We start from the raw sequence: 20,495 nt of genomic DNA, 5'->3' as shown, positions 1-20,495 counted from the left end.
ATAAAAAATGGAAATAGTTCGTGTTGAACCAACGCCAAGTCCAAACACCATGAAAGTAGTACTGAATTTTAAACGACAAGATAATAAATCAGCTACGTATACATCAATTAATAATGAACAACCACAATATATTAACGATTTATTAGCTATTGATGATGTTAAGTCGATTTTTCATGTTATGGATTTTCTTGCGATTGATAAAATGCCTAGAGCAAATTGGGAAGACGTCTTACCGAAAATTACAGCTACAATAAATACGGAACAGGATATCGTCCAGTCAGAACCAACACCAGATTCTCATTATGGTGAAGTTAAAGCTGAAATCCTTGTCTTTAAAGGTATCCCATATCAAATTAAATTGACATCTAATAACGAAGAAAAACGTAAACAATTACCAGAAGTATATGTTGACAGCATGCTTGCAGCACAACAAGACCATGATAACGTTGTTTTTATGAGAAAGTGGCTGGATTTAGGTGTACGATATGGTGATATGGAAGAGGTTATGTCTGACATCATGGAAGAAGTTACAGCTATTTATCCAATTGAACAATTAGATGACATGGTTAAAGAAGCAATTGCTACATCTGTAACCGTCCCAGAACCAGTCTATAATAGAGTGACATTAACTGAATATCAACAAGCTAGCGACTGGAAAGAGAGACTTAGAATGTTAAATCAGTTCCCAACGCCAACATTCAACGATCTTCCTGTATTAGAGACAGCACTACAAGAAGACAAAGTTCCTCTCAGACGACAAGCTGTTGTCCTATTAGGTATGATTAATGATGAAGCTGTATTACCTTATATTTATCAGGGTTTACATGATAAGAGTCCTGCAGTCAGAAGAACTGCTGGTGATTGTATTAGTGATTTAGGATTTCAACAAGCTTTACCTGAGATGGAACAGTTGTTAGATGACCCTCAAAAAATTGTTAGATGGCGTGCAGCTATGTTTATCTTTGATGAAGGTAACGAACAACAATTAGCATCATTAAAAGCTCATGTCGATGACCCAGCATATGAAGTTAAATTGCAAATAGAAATGGCTATTTCTCGCATTGAGAATGGGGACGAAGCTTTAGGATCAGTTTGGAAACAAATTGCCAATAGAAATAAATAATATGGAGTGATAATAATGAATGCCTATGATGCATATATGAAAGAAATTGCGCAACAAATGCGCGATGAACTTACTCAAAATGGCTTTACTAGTCTAGAAAATGAAAACGATGTTAAAGATTATATGACTCAAGTGAATGACGACGATACAACATTTGTAGTCATTAATTCTACTTGTGGTTGTGCGGCTGGTTTAGCAAGACCTGCGGCAGTAGCTGTAGCAACGCAAAATGAATATAAACCAACGCATACTGTTACTGTATTTGCTGGTCAAGATAAAGAAGCAACATCAACAATGAGAGAATATATTGGTCAAGCACCATCAAGCCCTTCATTCGCTTTATTTAAAGGTCGAGATTTAGTACATTTTATGCCACGTGAACATATCGAAGGCAGAGATATCAATGATATTGCAATGGATTTAAAAGATGCCTTTGACGAAAATTGTCAATAATAACTATAAAAGGATAAGCATTCATTAAAGGTAATAGAATAAGGCATTAGTCAATGTAATATATAGGTGTGTTTGGTATATTAACTCAGTTAACTGAAAATGATAAATACCATAATCATCATTTATATTATTACTTACTACGGCGTAATTCTGTACAAATATTAATGAACTGTTTTATCCTTTTTTTATTGTAATTAAATAACAATATCATGAAATATCCATATTTAAGTAAAGTTATACACATTTATGAGAGATATGACATAAATTTTTCTTTCATTAACTATGACATTTCACTTAAAATTAATCTAATAAAACATTTGAATAAAGTAACTGCATCGACTAATAATTGAATGAAATATAAACTTATAAATTGAGGTGTTTAATATATGCTAAATTCATTTGATAAAGCATATCATGATTTGTGTGAAGAAATTTTAGAAATAGGAAATAAACGAGATGACCGTACTCATACAGGTACAATTTCGAAATTTGGACATCAATTACGTTTTGATTTGTCTCAAGGATTTCCACTATTAACTACCAAAAAGGTATCGTTCAAATTAGTTGCTACTGAATTACTATGGTTCATTAAGGGCGATACTAATATTCAATACTTGTTAAAATATAACAATAACATTTGGAATGAATGGGCTTTTGAAAATTACATTCAATCAGATGATTATCATGGTCCAGACATGACGAATTTTGGTCACAGAGCATTAGAAAATCAAGATTTTAATGAGCAATATAAAGACCAAATGAAAAAGTTTAAAACACGTATCCTTGAAGATGATGATTTTGCTCGTAAATATGGCGATTTAGGTAATGTGTATGGTAAACAATGGCGAGATTGGGAAGATAAAGGGGGAAATCATTTTGACCAATTAGCAACTGTTATTGATCAAATAAAACATAATCCAAATTCAAGACGACATATTGTGTCAGCATGGAATCCAACTGAAATCGATACTATGGCGTTACCTCCATGTCATACAATGTTCCAATTTTATGTGCAAGATGGAAAATTAAGTTGTCAATTATATCAAAGAAGTGCAGATATCTTTTTAGGTGTACCATTTAATATAGCAAGTTATGCATTATTAACACATTTAATTGCAAAAGAATGTGGTTTAGAAGTAGGCGAATTTGTCCATACATTTGGAGATGCACACATTTATTCAAATCATATCGATGCGATTGAAACACAACTGGCAAGAGATAGCTTTAATCCTCCTACATTAAAGATTAATTCGGATAAATCTATATTCGACATTAACTATGAAGACTTAGAAATAGTTAATTATGAATCTCATCCAGCAATTAAAGCACCAATTGCTGTTTAAAAGTATTACAAATTGTCAATTATATATAAATGTAACTAGAAATATTATAGTCATTGACATGTTTTTGTTAAACGGTTTCAATTTTTATTAAAAATTAATCGTACACGCATACGTCAATAAGTAAATTATGTTAAATTATAGATAACTTATATTAACAGACAAGCAACAGAGAACAGGAGGAAACAAATGACATTATCCATATTGGTTGCACATGATATGCAACGTGTTATTGGCTTTGAAAATCAATTACCTTGGCATTTACCTAATGATTTAAAACATGTCAAACAACTTTCTACAGGTCATACTTTAGTTATGGGAAGAAAAACATTTGATTCAATAGGTAAACCTTTGCCAAATCGTCGCAATGTTGTATTAACATCTAACCCTAACTTTAACGTTGAGGGTGTTGATGTGATACATTCATTGGATGAAATTAAGGATTTACCAGGGCATGTTTTTGTCTTCGGAGGTCAAACATTATTTGAAGAAATGATTGATGAAGTGGATGATATGTATATTACTGTTATTGAAGGCAAATTCCGAGGCGATACATTCTTTCCACCATATACATTTGAAGATTGGGAAGTGGAATCATCTATTGAAGGTCAACTTGATGACAAAAATACTATTCCACATACCTTTTTACATTTAGTTCGTAAAAAATAAAGGGGAGAAATTTTATGTCTAAACAAATTATTGTTACAGATTCAACATCGGATTTGTCTAAAGAATTTTTAGACCAACATGATATTCATGTCATTCCATTAAGTTTAACGATTGATGGCCAATCTTTTATTGACCAAGTAGACGTTACATCTGCTGAGGTAATAGACCGTATCGAAGCAGATGAAGATGTTAAAACAAGTCAGCCACCAATTGGAGAATTTATTTCAACTTATGAAGAATTAGGTAAAGATGGAGCAGAAATTATTAGTATACACATGTCATCAGGTTTAAGTGGCACGTTTAATACTGCATATCAAGCAAGCCAAATGGTTGATGCCAATGTTACAGTTATAGATTCAAAATCTATTTCCTACGGTTTAGGTTATCAAATTGAACATTTAGTTGAATTGGTTGACCAAGGTAATACAACTGAAGATATCGTCGCTGACTTAGAAGCGTTTCGACAAAATATTAAACTTTTTGTAGTTATTGGGCAATTAAATCAATTAATTAAAGGCGGCAGAATTAGTAAAACAAAAGGTTTAATAGGTAATATTATGAAAATTAAACCTATAGGTACGTTAGATGACGGTCGTCTTGAACTTGTGCATAATGCGAGAACACAAAATAGTAGTATTCAGTATTTGAAAAAAGAAATAACTGAATTTTTAGGCAATCATCAAATTAAATCAATTGGTGTTGCTCATGCCAATGTTATTGAATTCGTAGATAAATTAAAGAAAGTATTTAATGATGCATTCCAAATTAATGAATACGATGTCAATGTGACAACACCAGTCATTTCTACACACACTGGTCAAGGTGCTATAGGTCTTGTAGTACTTAAGAACTAATTTAAGTTAAATCGATGTGAATTACTTTCAATTATAAAAGTTATAGACTACATTAATAAATAGATAGATGGGAGGTAATTCAAATGGCAACGGAATATGCAACACTTGCAGGTGGATGTTTTTGGTGTATGGTTAAACCATTTACTACATATCCAGGTATTAAAAGTGTAGTTTCTGGATATAGTGGTGGTCATGTTGAAAATCCAACATATGAACAAGTTTGTACCAATCAAACAGGACATGTTGAAGCTGTTCAAATTACTTTTGACCCTGACATTACATCATTTGAAGATATTTTAGCTATTTATTTTAAAACGTTTGACCCAACAGATGATAAGGGACAGTTTTTTGATAGAGGTGAAAGTTATGAGCCAGTTATTTTTTATCATGATGAACACCAAAAACAAGCAGCAGAATTTAAAAAGCAACAGTTAAATGAACAAGGTATTTTCAATAAGCCGGTGATTACACCTATTAGACCATATAAAAATTTCTATCCAGCAGAGGAATATCATCAAGATTACTACCGAAAGAACCCTATGCATTATAATCAATATCAACGTGGTTCAGGACGTAAAGCATTTATAGAATCACATTGGGGGAATCAACATGATTAAAAAAAATAAAAATGAATTAACAGATATGGAATATCTAGTTACTCAAGAAAATGGTACTGAACCACCATTTCAAAATGAATATTGGAACCATTTTGATAAAGGAATTTATGTAGACAAAATTTCTGGTAAACCATTATTTACTTCTGAAGAAAAGTTTCATTCAGATTGTGGTTGGCCTAGCTTTTCCAAAGCCTTAAATGATGAAGAAATTGTTGAGCTAGTAGATAAATCATTCGGTATGGTAAGAACAGAAGTTAGGGCTGATGACTCAAATAGTCATTTAGGTCATGTTTTTAATGATGGTCCTAGAGAAAGTGGTGGCTTACGTTATTGTATTAATTCAGCTGCTGTTCAATTTATACCATATGATAAGTTAGAAGAACTAGGTTATGGAGATTTAATTTCACATTTTGAAAAATAGGAGTGGATTGTTATGTTTAAAAAATTATTTGGTAAAGGTAAAGAAGTAAGTAAAGAAATAGAAATTTATGCACCATTAACTGGTGAATACGTTAAAATCGAAGATATTCCAGATCCTGTATTTGCCCAAAAAATGATGGGTGAAGGATTTGGTATTAATCCAACTGAAGGTGAAGTCGTTTCACCAATCTCTGGTAAAGTAGATAACGTTTTCCCAACTAAACATGCGATTGGTTTAAAAGCTGATAACGGTCTTGAATTACTTGTACACATTGGTTTAGATACTGTTCAATTAGATGGAGAAGGCTTTGAAGTGTTAGTTAATAGTGGTGATGAAGTAAATGTGGGAGACCCACTTATTCGCTTTAATTTAGAATTTATTAACAACAATGCTAAATCTGTCATTTCACCAATTATTATTACAAATTCAGATCAAGCAGCATCAATTAATATCGAAACTACAAATGCTTTAATTAAAGGTGAAACAAAAGTTGTAGATGTGACAATGAACTAATGAAGAATTATTCATTTTATCAATTTGCTATGACTGTACGTGGACGTCATGATGACAAAGGAAAATTAGCAGAAGAAATCTTTGAAGATTTAGCTTTTCCAAAATATGACACAGAATTCAATACGTTATCAGATTATATTGAGACACATGGTGACTTTACAGTATCTATGGCGGTATTTGATGACTTATATGAAGAATATACAGAATGGCTTAAATTTTAAACATTAGTTATATGATTTTTAAACTGTCGACAAATTAGAATTTTGTTGACAGTTTATTTGTTTTGTCATAATCAAGTCAAATGATTCTGGTTCTCTATTTTTCAGAACTTATAAAAAATGAATAATTATGTATCAGTCCAATTTGGGAGAGAACCATGATTCTCTGTTATTTACTTTTTCTATTATTTAGGGCTGATTGAATATCAATAAAATAAATGTCAATACTCATACTAATAAATTGATAGCAACTTTAAATTGTGTGTGTTTGAAATATTATAATACAATTATTATTAAAAATAGTGCGCTATAACTAAGATATTGATATGATAAACTACATAAATGTAAATTGTACATCTAAGGAAGTGAAACAATGGATAAAGATCAATCGTCGAAATATCAAAATCAGTCTCCAGACGAGACATCGAATAAGTCTAAAAAAAATAAGAATAAACGTTCGAAAATAATTAATTTGAAATTATGGCATTTTATAGTGTTACTCATTGCTATAGTACTTATTACTATTGCACTTACAATCGTGTCATACATATTTATCAATAATAAGATAAGTGGTTTGAATAAAACAGATCGAGCTAATTTACATAAAATTGAATATGTTTATAAAACGTTAAACAAAGATTATTATAAGAAACAAAACTCTGAAAAATTATCTCAAGCAGCAATTGATGGAATGATTAAAGAGCTAAAAGATCCATACTCTGAATATATGACTAAGGATCAAACAAAGTCATTTAATGAAGATGTCTCAGGTGATTTTGTGGGTATCGGTGCAGAAATGCAGAAGAAAAATGATACGATCATGGTAACTAGTCCTATGAAAGGTTCACCAGCTGAAAAAGCAGGTATTCAACCTAAGGATGTCTTAACGAAAGTTAATGGTAAGTCAGTTAAAGGACAATCATTAGATGAAGTAGTTAAAAAAGTACGAGGTAAAGAAAATACAAAAGTTACATTAACGATTAAACGTGGTAGCGAAGAAAAAGATATTGCGATTAAACGTGAAAAAATCCATGTAAAAAGTGTGGAATATACTAAAAAAGGTAATGTAGGCGTTATAACTATTAATAAATTTCAAAGTGATACCTCTGGTGAATTAAAATCAGCAGTATTAAAAGCGCATAAGCAAGGTTTAAATAATATTGTGTTAGATTTACGTAATAATCCAGGTGGATTACTGGATGAAGCAGTTAAAATGGCCAATATATTTATAGATAAAAATAAAACAGTCGTACAACTTGAAAAAGGCGATCATAAAGAAGCTGTTAAGACGGATAATGATGCTTTAAAAGAGGCTAAAGATATGCATATATCTATATTAGTTAATGAAGGATCAGCAAGTGCATCTGAAGTCTTTACTGGTGCAATGAAAGATTATCATAAAGCTAAAGTTTATGGTTCAAAAACATTTGGTAAAGGTATTGTTCAAACAACAAGAGAATTTAAAGATGGTTCTTTATTAAAATACACTGAAATGAAATGGTTAACACCAGACGGTCATTATATTCATGGTAAAGGTATTCAGCCTGATGTTAATATTGCTACGCCTAAGTACCAATCTTTAAGTGTCATTCCTAATGACAAGACGTTTAAGTTAGGTGATGATAATAAAAATATTAAGACTATAAAAATAGGATTATCTGCATTAGGTTATAAAGTAAATAATGAATCGACAACATTTGATAGTGAATTAGAAGATGCTATCAAAAAATTCCAACAAGATGAACACTTAACTGTCAATGGCGTCTTTGATAAAAAAACGAATAACAGATTTACAATGTTATTAGTTGAAAAAGCCAACAAAGATGATGATGTTCTTAAAAAATTATTACAACAATTGAAATGATAAAGTAAAACCTAGCAACAATGGACATAGGTCTATTCTATTGCTAGGTTTTATTTTTTATATTAGCTATGTAAGTGAGATCAGATATTATTTTTTAAAAATGGTCTTAACATAGCAAATTACTTTGCTAACTAGCTGCTATTTGTTACGATAAATGGCATCTTATTATAAGATGAACAAGTAAAATTTAAAAACAAAAGTACTTAAAAATGATAATAACAACAATAAATGAACAAATTAATTGTTTCAAATTGGCTTCAAAAGTGAAAGGTTATTTTATAGTTAAGCGATGAAATGGAGTGATGTTTATGATTAGATTAGGTAAGAAATCAGATTTAGATAATATCTTAAAGCTTGTAGAAGAAGCAAAAGGAATAATGAAAGAGCAAGATAATCATCAATGGGATGATCAATATCCACTTATAGAACATTTTGAAGAAGATATTGCTAAAGATTATTTATATGTCTTAGAAGAAAATGATCACATTTATGGGTTTATAGTTATCGACCAAAACCAAGCAGAATGGTATGATGACATTAACTGGCCTATAAATAGAGATAACGCTTATGTAATACATAGATTAACAGGATCTAAAGATTACAAAGGTGCTGCAACTGAACTATTTCAATATGTCATTGATTTAGTTAAAAATAGAGGCGTTAATATTATTTTAACTGACACTTTTGCATTAAATAAACCAGCTCAAGGATTATTTGCAAAGTTTGGTTTTCATAAAGTAGGCGAGCAAAAAATGGATTATGCACCATATGACAAAGGTGAACCATTTTATGCATATTATAAAAATTTAGATGAATAGAGGTAATTTAAATGACAAAGATAGCATTTACAGGTGGCGGTACTGTTGGACATGTATCTGTCAATCTGAGTTTAATTCCTACAGCATTATCTGAAGGACATGACGCGTTTTATATTGGTTCAAAAAACGGTATTGAAAAAGAAATGATAGAATCTCAATTACCAGACATTAAATATTATGCTATTTCAAGTGGTAAATTACGACGCTATATTTCTTTAGAAAATGCTAAAGATGTCTTTAAAGTGTTAAAAGGCATTTTAGATGCACGTAAAGTATTAAAAAAAGAGAAACCAGATTTATTATTTTCAAAAGGTGGTTTCGTGTCAGTACCAGTTGTTATTGCTGCTAAATCTTTAAAAATACCTACAATCATTCATGAATCTGATTTAACACCAGGATTAGCTAATAAAATTGCGTTAAAATTTGCTAAGAAAATATATACAACATTTGAAGAAACATTAAATTATTTACCTAAAGACAAAGCTGATTTTATCGGTGCCACTGTTAGAGAAGACTTGAAAAATGGTAGTAAAGAAAGAGGTTATAAATTAACTGGCTTTGCAAACCATAAAAAAGTCTTACTTATCATGGGAGGTAGTTTAGGTAGTAAAAAATTAAACGACACAATTCGCGAAAACTTAGATGCTTTATTACACAATTATCAAATTATTCATTTGACTGGTAAAGGTTTGAAAGATGAATCAATTCAGAAAAAAGGCTATGTACAGTATGAATTTGTTAAAGAAGATTTAACAGATTTACTTGCAATAACAGATACTGTAATAAGTAGAGCAGGTTCAAATGCGATATATGAATTCTTAACATTACGCATTCCTATGTTACTAATCCCATTAGGTTTGGATCAATCTCGAGGAGATCAAATTGATAATGCTAAACATTTTGAAGATAAAGGTTATGGTAAGACGATTCAAGAAGATCAACTTACATCACAATTATTGATGCAAGAATTAAATCAAATTGAAGATCAACGTCAACAAATAGTTGATCAAATGTCTAGTTACCAACAAAGTTATACTAAAGAAGACTTATTTAACAAAATGATTAAAGATGCATTAAACCAATAGGGGGTTATGATAATTGAGTAGATGGAAACGCATCTCGTTACTCATTGTATTTACACTAATATTTGGGATTATCGCCTTTTTTCATGAATCACGACTAGGAAAATGGATTGATAATGAAGTGTATGACTTTATTTATGCATCTGAAAGCTTTATTACTACTGCAATTATGCTTGGTGCAACCAAAGTAGGAGAAGTGTGTGCCATGCTGAGTCTATCGTTATTGTTAGTGGCTTACTTAAAGTTAAAGAAATACAAAATTGAAGCACTATTCTTTATGTTAACAATGGCTTTATCGGGCATATTAAACCCAGTTTTAAAAAATATCTTTGATCGTGAACGTCCAACATTATTAAGATTGATTGATATAAGTGGTTTCAGCTTTCCAAGTGGTCATGCCATGGGTTCCACAGCATATTTTGGCAGTGTAGCCTATATAATTAATCGAATAGATCATGGCTATTCACAAGGATTATTGATAGGATTATGTGCACTAATGATTTTATTAGTTTCAGTTTCACGTGTGTATTTAGGTGTACATTATCCAACTGATATTATCGCAGGTATCATAGGTGGCGCTTTTTGTATTGTACTTTCAACATTGTTATTGAAAAACAAATTATCTGTTAATGTATCGTAGTCATTATGGACATATGCTGATATGAAATGTATTGTTCAAATTTCAACATGATTGAAAGTGAAAGCAAAGTCAATATAAATTGATATGTAGCACACTTTGCACTATTAAAAGTGAAAACATAATCGACGTAGAATAATGCAACTAATTAAAAGATGATATTTAATCACCCCCCTCACTATAATGATTAAGTTGAGGGGGGTGAATTAAAGATTTTAATATTTGATGAATATGGTTTTATTATTTTAATATAACTATGATAAAACTTACTTGTACATTTCATTAAAATAACTAGCAGAAATATATACTGCAACTTGTGTTAAATTATTTTAAAATTTCTTCTTAATATAAATAGAACAATTATTAATATAAACACGATAGTGATAAAAATAAGTGGATATATATAAGTATTTATTTCAAAAAGTATGCCACCTAATATATATCCTAAGGGCATAGCTATTTGTGCTGCCATAGTTTCTAAACCAAAATATTTTCCTTTTAAATTATCTTGAATAACTGTTTGTTTAAAAATACTACTAGTAGCATTATATAATCCTAAACTTACTCCTATAACTAACATGATAAAAAATAATGTATATTTGCTTATTTCGACATTAGAATATATGAAATTTAAAGATAATATTAAATAAGATAACGACATCACACTGATAGACAATGTAAGATTTTTTTAATATTGAGGTCTTTTAATCCTATTAAAACTAAACTTATTAAAATTATACCAAGTGATAATGCTGAAACTATTAAACTATAAGTTAGTGAATCAAATTTAAAAACTTTTACGAGACCTGTTTGCAAGCCAATATTAGAAATTGAAAAGAAAAAATTCATTGCTAGTGATAAACATAATAATATCAATAATTCTTGAAATTCACTAATATACTTAAAAGTTTTGATATAGTCTTTGAAAAATCTTTTAATAGAAATAATATCTTTAGATTCACTCAAATTATTTCTAATTTCTGGAATTTTAATTAAAATAAGGATGAGAAGACTAATGGTTTCCGTACTAAATATTAGGTAGATAAATACTTTAATATCAAATATAGAAAATAATATCCCACCGATAATTGGAGAAAAAATTGTGATAATATTTAGCACTACCATATTTACTGTAATAAATTTTTGTAAATATTGTTCTCCTACAATATTTACCATTCCACTATTAAATACTATAGAAGAAAAACTATCCGACATAGCTAAAATTATTAAAAGAATAATTACAAATTTATAATTTTCTATTGAATCGGTATTTAAAGAAAAAATAGCTAAAACTAATACAGATAAAAATTGAGTAACTAACACTAGGTATTTTTTGTTTAATAAATCAGCGAAGTAGCCAGCTATTATTTTAAATACTATATTAGATAAAGTTGTAGTAGCTATAAGAATTGAGAATACAATAGCATTATTACTCTGCTTTAGAAAATAAAAAGAAACTATAAAAGCAAAAATGCTACTACCAAAATTACTAATTAAAGTAAAAATAATTAAAAAAATGAAGTTTCTTTTCACAATTATAAGACCTCCAGTAATTAAAGATAAATTGATCGGATATAACATTGTATAATATTTCGAAAATTCAAAATATTTAAGTGTATTATTACCTTATCGATAGTATATGTCAACTTAGTTTTTAAAGAAAAATATGTTATATTATTAAATCTTTAAGGAAATTATAAAGTGAATGATGTTGACGTTTCCGCGTTAGAAATGTAACAAAAAGCCGATTCTCAAGTTTTTACAAACTCTAATTTGGAAAACTAGAATCCAATAAAATTTTTAAATGTGCAAGATGGAAAAAGTATGAGCATTGCTAGGTTATCAAAATAGTAGTCCCAATTGTTAGAGAGCCTTTAATTAATAGTAATATAATCCAACTGTATCAACTAATAAAAGCAGTAAACCTAAAGTGTCATAAGGTTTACTGCTTTTATAAAAAACGTTGTTATAACGTATATAGTCTTTTACGGGCATATAAAAGGGGAATATCTGAAAATGACCAATCCAATTTTGAACGAAACGTATGTGGGGGGGAATGTTCTATTTGGTATTGATAATCATTTTCAAATAGTATTATACACTATTGAGAATCATTGTCAATTACTTCGGTAAAATTTTTAATAAAATTTTTTAGTTTATAATATCTTTTTAAATCTGCCTCATTAAAATAACTGTAACTTAGTCATTGTCTTCATTTTAAATAACAATTAACCATTAGATATGATGTAAAATCTTACATTAAAAGATTAAATAAATAACAATGGCGCTTAAGCATATACAATTTAAATATGAGAAAAATAATAACAACATTATTTTTTTATGCTAAAATTTATATAAGAAGTGAAAAGTACACAATAAGTTGAGAGTGGGACAGAATGCATTTTACACTTAAAATTAAGCATTTAGCAGTAACTGTCTGCTTTTCAAAATATTGAGAGATCAATGTTTAAAACCCTAGTCAGTCTTACCGGGGTGGGATTATGAAATAAATTTTATAAAAATTATTTCTATCCTACTCCCTTTTTTAAAATTGTATAGTAATAAGAGGTACAAATATGACACATATTTTGATTGTTGAAGATGAGCAAAATTTAGCAAGGTTTATAGAATTAGAATTGACACATGAGAATTATAAAGTAGATATAGAGTATGATGGACAACAAGGATTGAATCAGGCTTTAAATAATCAATATGATTTAATTATTCTAGATTTGATGCTTCCAAGTATTAATGGTCTTGAAATTTGTCGCAAGATTAGACAACAGCAAGAAACACCCATTATTATCATTACAGCGAAAAGTGATACATATGATAAAGTGGCAGGTTTAGATTATGGGGCAGATGATTATATCGTCAAGCCATTTGATATTGAAGAATTGTTAGCAAGAATAAGAGCAATATTACGTCGTCAACCACAAAAAGATATTATTGATGTACATGGCGTAACTATAGATAAAAATGCTTTTAAAGTGACATTTGAAGGTCATGAAATTGATTTAACGAAAACTGAATATGACTTATTATATGTTCTTGCCGAAAATCGTAATCATGTTTTACAGCGTGAACAAATTTTAAATCACGTTTGGGGATATAATAGTGAAGTTGAAACAAATGTTGTTGATGTCTATATCCGCTATTTACGTAATAAATTAAAACCATATAATCGGGATAAAATGATAGAAACCGTGCGTGGTGTAGGATATGTGATTAGATGAAAAAGAGAAAATTAAGACATAATTGGATACTTGTTACGACAATGATTACTTTCTTTACCATCTTATTATTTTGCCTAATTATTATTTTCTTTTTAAAAGATACTTTGCATAATAGTGAGCTAGATGATGCAGAACGAAGTTCCAGTGACATCAATAATTTATTTCATTCTAAAAGTGTTAAAAATATTTCGGCACTTGATTTAAATGCATCTTTAGGCAATTTTCAAGAAATAATCATTTATGACGATCATAATAATAAATTATTTGAAACATCAAATGATAATACCGTGCATGTTGTTCCTGATTTTGATTATGGACATACTGATAGAATAATGATGAAAAATTATCATGGGGTAGATTATCTCATTATTACCGAACCAATAGTAACCAAAGATTTCAAAGGTTATAGCTTATTAATCCACTCTCTAGAAAATTATGATAATATTGTTAAATCATTATACATCATTGCATTTGCATTCGGCGTTATTGCAACTATTATTACAGCGACGATTAGTTACGTATTTTCTTCACAAATCACCAAGCCATTAGTTACGTTATCTAATAAAATGATTAAAATTAGACGAGATGGTTTTCAAAATAAATTACAATTAAATACAAACTATGAAGAAATTGAAAATTTAGCAAGTACATTTAATGCCATGATGAGTCAAATTGAAGAATCATTCAATCAACAGCGACAATTTGTAGAAGATGCTTCTCATGAATTACGAACACCATTACAAATTATTCAAGGGCATTTAAATCTTATTCAACGTTGGGGAAAAAAAGATCCAGCCGTATTAGAAGAATCTTTAAATATTTCAATTGAAGAAATGAATCGCATTATTAAATTAGTAGAAGAATTATTGCAATTAACAAAAGGCGATGTGAATGATATTTCTTCTGACAAACAAGTTGTTAATATTAATGATGAGATTACCTCCCGCATACATTCATTAAAACAATTACATCCAGATTATCGTTTCGAGACAAATCTAACTTCAAAGACTTTAGAAATTAAAATGAAACCACATCAATTTGAACAGTTATTTTTAATCTTTATAGATAATGCTATAAAATATGATAATCAACACAAGCATATCGTGGTGAGTATGTTTTTGAAAAATAAGCAAAAAATTATTGAAATACGAGATCATGGTATGGGGATACCGAAAGAAGATCAAGAATTTATTTTCGATAGATTTTATCGAGTTGATAAATCTCGAGCTAGAAGCCAAGGTGGTAATGGACTTGGTTTATCCATTGCTCAAAAAATCATTCAAATGAATGGTGGTACAATACAAATTGACAGTGACATAAATGAAGGTACAACATTTAAAATTATCTTTTAAATAAAGTTGTATTTATGTAATAAATTGAATGCAACGTAATGCCGATAATAAGCACGAAAATATAGGAGAATCAACGGTTTTGTTGATTCTCTTTTTTATACAATAAATAGGTAAATCTACTTTAACAAATAGACAATAAGTGATATTATTACATTGTAAGCGTTTCAACATTTTTGTGGAGGGTGTAAAATGACTAACGAAAGAAAAGAAGTGACAGAGGCGCCTGTAAACTTTGGTGCAAATCTAGGCTTAATGCTAGATTTATATGATGATTTTCTGCAAGATCCATCATCTGTACCTGAAGATTTACAAGTCTTGTTTAATGCAATAAAAAATGATGATGCTACTGTTCCAACATCACATGGAGTAAGTAGTCAAAATAGTGATGGAACAATTAAACGTGTGATGCGCTTAATAGATAACATTAGACAATATGGGCATTTAAAAGCTGATATCTATCCTGTTAATCCTCCAAAGCGTAATCATGTTCCTAGATTAGAAATTGAAGAATTTGATTTAGACAAAGAGACTTTGGAAGAGATTTCTGCAGGTATTGTTTCCGATCATTTTTCAGAAATTTATGACAATGCATATGAAGCAATTTTAAGAATGGAAAAGCGTTATAAAGGACCAATTGCTTTTGAATATACACATATTAACAATAATACTGAACGTGGTTGGTTAAAACGACGCATTGAAACGCCATATAAAGTGACGCTAAATAATAGTGAGAAAAAAGATTTGTTTAAAAAATTAGCATATGTTGAAGGCTTTGAAAAATATTTACACAAAAACTTTGTAGGGGCCAAACGTTTTTCAATTGAAGGGGTAGATGCGTTAGTACCAATGTTACAACGCACAATTACATTAGCTGGTAAAGAAGGTATTAATAATATTCAAATTGGAATGGCTCACCGTGGACGTTTAAATGTCTTAACACATGTGTTAGAAAAACCATATGAAATGATGATTTCAGAATTTATGCATACAGATCCAATGAAATTCTTACCTAAAGATGGTAGTTTAGAGCTAACTGCTGGTTGGACAGGTGATGTTAAATATCACTTAGGTGGTATTAAGACGACTGATTCATACGGAACGACACAACGAATTGCTTTAGCCAATAACCCAAGTCACCTAGAAATCGTTGCGCCTGTTGTAGAAGGTAGAACAAGAGCAGCTCAAGACGATACACATCGTGCTGGTGCACCAACGACAGATCATCATAAAGCTATGCCAATTATTATACATGGTGATGCAGCATATCCAGGTCAAGGTATTAACTTTGAGACGATGAACTTAGGTAATCTTAAAGGATATACAACTGGTGGTTCATTGCATATTATCACAAACAACAGAATTGGTTTTACAACAGAACCCATTGACGGTCGCTCAACAACTTATTCAACTGATGTTGCTAAAGGTTACGATGTTCCAATTTTCCATGTTAATGCTGATGATGTGGAAGCAACAATCGAAGCCATTGATATTGCTATGGAATTTAGAAAAGAATTTCATAAAGACGTTGTTATAGATTTAGTAGGTTATCGTCGTTATGGACATAATGAAATGGATGAACCATCTATTACCAACCCACTACCGTATCAAAATATTCGTAAACACGATTCAGTAGAATATGTCTTTGGTAACAAGCTTGTTGAAGAAGGTGTCATGACTGAAGAAGAAATGAATTCAGTTATTGATAATGTTCAAAAAGAATTAAGACAAGCACATGATAAAATTGATAAAGCTGATAAAATGGATAACCCAGATATGGAAAAACCTGAAGATTTAGCATTACCACTACAAGCTGATGAACAAAGTTTCAGTTATGATCATTTAAAAGAAATTAATGATGCCATGCTTACTTATCCAGAAGGATTCCATATTTTAAAAAAATTAAATAAAGTACTTGAAAAACGTCATGAACCATTTAATAAAGAAGATGGTTTAGTGGATTGGGCTCAAGCAGAACAATTAGCCTTTGCTACAATTCTTCAAGATGGTACACCAATTCGATTAACTGGACAAGATAGTGAACGTGGTACTTTTAGTCATCGTCATGCAGTATTACATGATGAAGAAACTGGAGAAACATATACACCTTTACATCACGTGCCACACCAAAAAGCAACATTTGATATTCATAACTCACCATTGTCTGAAGCTGCTGTGGTTGGATTTGAATATGGTTACAACGTTGAAAATAAAGAAAGTTTCAATATTTGGGAAGCTCAATATGGTGATTTTGCTAACATGGCACAAATGATATTTGATAACTTCTTATTCAGTTCACGAGCTAAATGGGGAGAACGCTCAGGTTTAACATTATTCCTACCTCATTCATACGAAGGTCAAGGGCCTGAACACTCATCAGCAAGATTAGAACGTTTCTTACAACTGGCAGCTGAAAATAATAGTACAGTGGTCAACTTATCCAGCTCAAGTAACTACTTCCATTTATTACGTGCTCAAGCAGCAAGTTTAGGTACAGAACAAATGCGTCCGTTAGTTGTTATGTCACCGAAAAGTTTATTACGTAATAAAACAGTCGCAAAACCAATTGATGAATTCACAAGTGGTGGTTTCCAACCTATCTTAGTTGAAGAACATCAACAAGATAAAGTAACAAAAGTAATTTTAGCAACTGGTAAAATGTTTATTGATTTAAAAGAACAACTTGCAAAAAATCCTGATGATTCTGTCTTACTTGTAGCAGTTGAAAGACTGTATCCATTCCCACAAGAGGAAATTGATGCACTATTATCACAATTACCTAATTTAACAGAAGTATCATGGGTACAAGAAGAGCCTAAGAATCAAGGAGCATGGTTATTTGTATATCCATATATCAAAGCATTAGTTGCAGATAAATATGATTTAAGTTATCATGGCAGAATTCAAAGAGCTGCTCCAGCAGAAGGCGATGGGGAAATCCATAAGTTGGTGCAAAGTAAAATCATTGAATATGCATTAAAAAATAACTAGGGGGAAAATAAAGTTATGTCAGAAGTAAAAGTTCCAGAATTAGCAGAGTCTATTACAGAAGGTACCATTGCAGAGTGGTTAAAAAATGAAGGCGATCAAGTCGATAAAGGTGAAGCTATCCTTGAATTAGAAACTGATAAAGTCAACGTTGAAGTTGTTTCTGAAGAGGCAGGGGTATTATCACAACAATTAGCAAAAGAAGGCGACACAGTTGAAGTTGGCCAAGCAATTGCAGTTATTGGTGAAGGTAGTGGTAATGCTTCAAATGAAACAGCAAGCAACGATACTCCACAAAAAGAAGAAACTACTCAATCAGAAGTTACTGAACAAACTTCTAATGCTAGTGAAGAAAGTAAACAAACTGATGATAACAACCAAAGAGTGAATGCTACACCATCAGCAAGACGTTATGCTAGAGAAAATGGTGTGAATTTAGCAGAAGTAAGTGCTAAAAATAATGATGTTGTCAGAAAAGAAGATATTGATAATAAACAACAAGCACCAGCTAAACAACAAACTAAAGCACCTGAAAAAGCACCAAAAGCAACTAATCAAAATCCATCTAAACCAGTTATCAGAGAAAAAATGTCTCGTAGAAAGAAAACTGCAGCTAAAAAATTACTAGAAGTTTCTAATAATACAGCTATGTTAACAACATTTAACGAAGTTGATATGACGAATGTGATGGAATTACGCAAACGTAAAAAAGAACAATTTATGAAAGATCATGATGGCACTAAATTAGGATTTATGTCATTCTTCACTAAGGCAGCTGTTGCAGCACTGAAAAAATACCCAGAAGTTAATGCAGAAATTGATGGCGATGACATGATTACTAAACAATATTATGATATTGGTGTAGCAGTTTCTACTGATGACGGATTATTAGTACCATTTGTCAGAGACTGTGATAAGAAGAACTTTGCTGAAATCGAAGCTGAAATTGCAAACTTGGCAGTTAAAGCTAGAGATAAAAAACTTGGTTTAGACGATATGGTCAATGGATCATTTACAATTACGAATGGTGGTATCTTTGGTTCAATGATGAGTACGCCAATTATTAATGGTAGTCAAGCTGCTATTTTAGGTATGCATTCAATTATTACTAGACCAATTGCTATTGATCAAGATACAATTGAAAATCGTCCAATGATGTATATTGCATTAAGCTATGACCATAGAATTATTGATGGTAAAGAAGCTGTTGGATTCTTAAAAACAATTAAAGAATTAATTGAAAATCCAGAAGACTTATTATTAGAATCATAATATAGACCAAAATATAGTAACAAACTTTGATACAACGGCGTATATCGTCGTTGTATTTTTTTACTTAATTAACATCAATTATTAAGTATTAGTACAAAGGCTAGGGAATAGTTAATATCCGTTGCAATTATAACTTTAGTATGATGTGGCAATATCTTTGTTATGTTAAATTAAGGTTATGTCAAAAATAAGGAGCCTAATGCGATGTCATCTTATGCAGTTGAATTTCAACATGTTTCTAAACGTCTTAATCATCAAGATATATTAGATAATATTAGCTTTAAGATACCTAAACATAGCATTACATTATTAGAAGGGAAAAATGGTTCTGGTAAAAGTATAACTATAAAATTATTATGTAAACTAATAAAGCCAAATCAAGGTTATATTATGTCAACGAATGATGTCAGTTATGCACCTGAATATTTTCCTGATAATTTAAATATAACTATCAGAGATTATTTTAAATATATTAAACAAGTAAATCGTACTGCATTTCAACAACCTATCTTTGATTTATTTATTTCTCAACTACACATACATCCATTTTTAACTACTAAATTAAAGGATTGCTCTTTGGGTACTAGACAAAAGGTAAATCTAATTCAATGTTTAGTTGTTAATAAAGATTTATATGTCTTGGACGAACCATTTAATGCTTTAGATAAAAAATCAGTAGCATTTATTAAAAGGTATTTATTACAGCTTAAAGACAGACATACAGTGATCTTGACATGTCATGATCAAGACGTACAACAATTAATTAGTCATAAAGTTCTGATACATAATGGAGGTTTAATAGAGGATACATCGATAAATACATTGCGGTCGCAATTTACTTATAAATATGTGATCATTAATTTTAATAATATAAAGTTACTTAACAATTATTTGATAGATATGTGGCACCATATTGAAATCTTTGATCGTGAATTACATATTATGATCAAGCGTGATGATTTAAATCGTTTGCTGGTCACTTTAATTCATCATGACATAGAAATAAAAGAAGTAGGTGATTATAATTATGATTAGAGCCTT

20 protein-coding genes and 1 pseudogene are annotated in these 20,495 nt (G+C 30.2%); 19 read left to right on the top strand and 2 right to left on the bottom strand.

Annotation, left to right across the window (positions count from 1 at the left end; genetic code table 11):
* Positions 1-7 precede the first annotated feature (7 nt).
* From J3R86_RS05700 to J3R86_RS05640, 13 genes are all read left to right on the top strand, one after another.
* Positions 8-1,123, top strand: a complete 1,116-nt coding sequence (locus J3R86_RS05700; RefSeq protein WP_207518456.1) for a conserved virulence factor C family protein — start codon at positions 8-10, stop codon at positions 1,121-1,123.
* Positions 1,124-1,138: 15 nt separating this feature from the next.
* On the top strand, positions 1,139-1,576 hold the full coding sequence (gene brxA, locus J3R86_RS05695; RefSeq protein WP_207518455.1) for a bacilliredoxin BrxA: 438 nt from the start codon (positions 1,139-1,141) through the stop codon (positions 1,574-1,576).
* Between the two features lie 386 nt (positions 1,577-1,962).
* Entirely contained in the window at positions 1,963-2,919 is a 957-nt protein-coding gene (locus J3R86_RS05690) for a thymidylate synthase (protein ID WP_207518454.1), read from the top strand.
* 186 nt (positions 2,920-3,105) lie between these two features.
* A complete protein-coding gene (locus J3R86_RS05685) occupies positions 3,106-3,585 on the top strand; it encodes a dihydrofolate reductase (protein WP_002465218.1) in 480 nt (159 codons plus the stop codon).
* A 14-nt stretch (positions 3,586-3,599) separates the two neighbouring features.
* Complete coding sequence (gene fakB2 / locus J3R86_RS05680; protein WP_207518453.1) at positions 3,600-4,439, top strand: DegV family protein; 840 nt, start codon at positions 3,600-3,602, stop codon at positions 4,437-4,439.
* Between the two features lie 83 nt (positions 4,440-4,522).
* On the top strand, positions 4,523-5,056 hold the full coding sequence (msrA, locus tag J3R86_RS05675; protein ID WP_207518452.1) for a peptide-methionine (S)-S-oxide reductase MsrA: 534 nt from the start codon (positions 4,523-4,525) through the stop codon (positions 5,054-5,056).
* Positions 5,049-5,477, top strand: coding sequence for a peptide-methionine (R)-S-oxide reductase MsrB (gene msrB / locus J3R86_RS05670; RefSeq protein WP_207518451.1), 429 nt, complete (start codon positions 5,049-5,051; stop codon positions 5,475-5,477). The genes msrA and msrB overlap by 8 nt, the downstream gene beginning before the upstream one ends.
* Positions 5,478-5,489: 12 nt before the next feature.
* Entirely contained in the window at positions 5,490-5,990 is a 501-nt protein-coding gene (locus tag J3R86_RS05665; protein WP_207518450.1) for a PTS sugar transporter subunit IIA, read from the top strand.
* Positions 5,990-6,211, top strand: a complete 222-nt coding sequence (locus J3R86_RS05660) for a YozE family protein (protein ID WP_207518449.1) — start codon at positions 5,990-5,992, stop codon at positions 6,209-6,211. Before J3R86_RS05665 ends, J3R86_RS05660 begins: the two co-directional genes overlap by 1 nt.
* Positions 6,212-6,581: 370 nt before the next feature.
* The gene (locus J3R86_RS05655) at positions 6,582-8,072 is read left to right on the top strand and encodes a S41 family peptidase (RefSeq protein WP_207518448.1); all 1,491 of its coding nucleotides are present in this window, start codon (positions 6,582-6,584) and stop codon (positions 8,070-8,072) included.
* A gap of 308 nt (positions 8,073-8,380) precedes the next feature.
* Positions 8,381-8,890, top strand: a complete 510-nt coding sequence (locus J3R86_RS05650; protein WP_207518447.1) for a GNAT family N-acetyltransferase — start codon at positions 8,381-8,383, stop codon at positions 8,888-8,890.
* An 11-nt stretch (positions 8,891-8,901) separates the two neighbouring features.
* Positions 8,902-9,975, top strand: coding sequence for an undecaprenyldiphospho-muramoylpentapeptide beta-N-acetylglucosaminyltransferase (locus tag J3R86_RS05645; protein ID WP_207518446.1), 1,074 nt, complete (start codon positions 8,902-8,904; stop codon positions 9,973-9,975).
* A gap of 13 nt (positions 9,976-9,988) precedes the next feature.
* The gene (locus tag J3R86_RS05640; RefSeq protein WP_207518445.1) at positions 9,989-10,612 is read left to right on the top strand and encodes a phosphatase PAP2 family protein; all 624 of its coding nucleotides are present in this window, start codon (positions 9,989-9,991) and stop codon (positions 10,610-10,612) included.
* Positions 10,613-10,928: 316 nt separating this feature from the next.
* Here the strand turns inward: J3R86_RS05640 and J3R86_RS05635 are convergent, their stop codons facing one another.
* Positions 10,929-11,189 (bottom strand): MFS transporter, encoded by a 261-nt coding sequence (locus J3R86_RS05635; protein ID WP_207518444.1) that lies wholly within the window; start codon positions 11,187-11,189, stop codon positions 10,929-10,931.
* 80 nt (positions 11,190-11,269) lie between these two features.
* Positions 11,270-12,142: an MFS transporter gene (locus J3R86_RS05630; protein WP_207518443.1), complete on the bottom strand. Its 873-nt coding sequence runs from the start codon at positions 12,140-12,142 to the stop codon at positions 11,270-11,272.
* A gap of 483 nt (positions 12,143-12,625) precedes the next feature.
* Here J3R86_RS05630 and J3R86_RS12175 point away from each other — a divergent pair.
* The 6 genes and pseudogenes from J3R86_RS12175 to J3R86_RS05605 form a co-directional block, all read left to right on the top strand.
* Positions 12,626-12,733: pseudogene (locus tag J3R86_RS12175) on the top strand (hypothetical protein); the annotation flags it as partial.
* 452 nt (positions 12,734-13,185) lie between these two features.
* On the top strand, positions 13,186-13,845 hold the full coding sequence (locus tag J3R86_RS05625) for a response regulator transcription factor (protein ID WP_207518442.1): 660 nt from the start codon (positions 13,186-13,188) through the stop codon (positions 13,843-13,845).
* Positions 13,842-15,197, top strand: coding sequence for a HAMP domain-containing sensor histidine kinase (locus J3R86_RS05620; RefSeq protein WP_207518441.1), 1,356 nt, complete (start codon positions 13,842-13,844; stop codon positions 15,195-15,197). Before J3R86_RS05625 ends, J3R86_RS05620 begins: the two co-directional genes overlap by 4 nt.
* A gap of 189 nt (positions 15,198-15,386) precedes the next feature.
* Positions 15,387-18,185, top strand: a complete 2,799-nt coding sequence (locus J3R86_RS05615; RefSeq protein WP_207518440.1) for a 2-oxoglutarate dehydrogenase E1 component — start codon at positions 15,387-15,389, stop codon at positions 18,183-18,185.
* Between the two features lie 15 nt (positions 18,186-18,200).
* Positions 18,201-19,454 (top strand): dihydrolipoyllysine-residue succinyltransferase, encoded by a 1,254-nt coding sequence (gene sucB, locus J3R86_RS05610; RefSeq protein ID WP_207518439.1) that lies wholly within the window; start codon positions 18,201-18,203, stop codon positions 19,452-19,454.
* 204 nt (positions 19,455-19,658) lie between these two features.
* Positions 19,659-20,489, top strand: coding sequence for an ATP-binding cassette domain-containing protein (locus tag J3R86_RS05605; RefSeq protein ID WP_207518438.1), 831 nt, complete (start codon positions 19,659-19,661; stop codon positions 20,487-20,489).
* Positions 20,490-20,495: the final 6 nt, after the last annotated feature.

Origin of the sequence: Staphylococcus simiae, from assembly GCF_017357005.1 — a bacterium.
Lineage (GTDB): Bacteria > Bacillota > Bacilli > Staphylococcales > Staphylococcaceae > Staphylococcus > Staphylococcus simiae_A.
Note: the sequence above shows the minus strand (reverse complement) of the source record. Positions and strands in the feature narration are given on the sequence as shown.

What these genes read in the sequence shown, in the direction of transcription:
- J3R86_RS05700 (WP_207518456.1), top strand. Translation starts at nt 8, where the DNA reads ATGGAAATAGTTCGTGTTGAACCAACGCCAAGTCCAAACACCATGAAA.
- brxA (WP_207518455.1), top strand. Translation starts at nt 1,139, where the DNA reads ATGAATGCCTATGATGCATATATGAAAGAAATTGCGCAACAAATGCGC.
- J3R86_RS05690 (WP_207518454.1), top strand. Translation starts at nt 1,963, where the DNA reads ATGCTAAATTCATTTGATAAAGCATATCATGATTTGTGTGAAGAAATT.
- J3R86_RS05685 (WP_002465218.1), top strand. Translation starts at nt 3,106, where the DNA reads ATGACATTATCCATATTGGTTGCACATGATATGCAACGTGTTATTGGC.
- fakB2 (WP_207518453.1), top strand. Translation starts at nt 3,600, where the DNA reads ATGTCTAAACAAATTATTGTTACAGATTCAACATCGGATTTGTCTAAA.
- msrA (WP_207518452.1), top strand. Translation starts at nt 4,523, where the DNA reads ATGGCAACGGAATATGCAACACTTGCAGGTGGATGTTTTTGGTGTATG.
- msrB (WP_207518451.1), top strand. Translation starts at nt 5,049, where the DNA reads ATGATTAAAAAAAATAAAAATGAATTAACAGATATGGAATATCTAGTT.
- J3R86_RS05665 (WP_207518450.1), top strand. Translation starts at nt 5,490, where the DNA reads ATGTTTAAAAAATTATTTGGTAAAGGTAAAGAAGTAAGTAAAGAAATA.
- J3R86_RS05660 (WP_207518449.1), top strand. Translation starts at nt 5,990, where the DNA reads ATGAAGAATTATTCATTTTATCAATTTGCTATGACTGTACGTGGACGT.
- J3R86_RS05655 (WP_207518448.1), top strand. Translation starts at nt 6,582, where the DNA reads ATGGATAAAGATCAATCGTCGAAATATCAAAATCAGTCTCCAGACGAG.
- J3R86_RS05650 (WP_207518447.1), top strand. Translation starts at nt 8,381, where the DNA reads ATGATTAGATTAGGTAAGAAATCAGATTTAGATAATATCTTAAAGCTT.
- J3R86_RS05645 (WP_207518446.1), top strand. Translation starts at nt 8,902, where the DNA reads ATGACAAAGATAGCATTTACAGGTGGCGGTACTGTTGGACATGTATCT.
- J3R86_RS05635 (WP_207518444.1), bottom strand. Translation starts at nt 11,189, where the DNA reads ATGTTAGTTATAGGAGTAAGTTTAGGATTATATAATGCTACTAGTAGT.
- J3R86_RS05625 (WP_207518442.1), top strand. Translation starts at nt 13,186, where the DNA reads ATGACACATATTTTGATTGTTGAAGATGAGCAAAATTTAGCAAGGTTT.
- J3R86_RS05620 (WP_207518441.1), top strand. Translation starts at nt 13,842, where the DNA reads ATGAAAAAGAGAAAATTAAGACATAATTGGATACTTGTTACGACAATG.
- J3R86_RS05615 (WP_207518440.1), top strand. Translation starts at nt 15,387, where the DNA reads ATGACTAACGAAAGAAAAGAAGTGACAGAGGCGCCTGTAAACTTTGGT.
- sucB (WP_207518439.1), top strand. Translation starts at nt 18,201, where the DNA reads ATGTCAGAAGTAAAAGTTCCAGAATTAGCAGAGTCTATTACAGAAGGT.
- J3R86_RS05605 (WP_207518438.1), top strand. Translation starts at nt 19,659, where the DNA reads ATGTCATCTTATGCAGTTGAATTTCAACATGTTTCTAAACGTCTTAAT.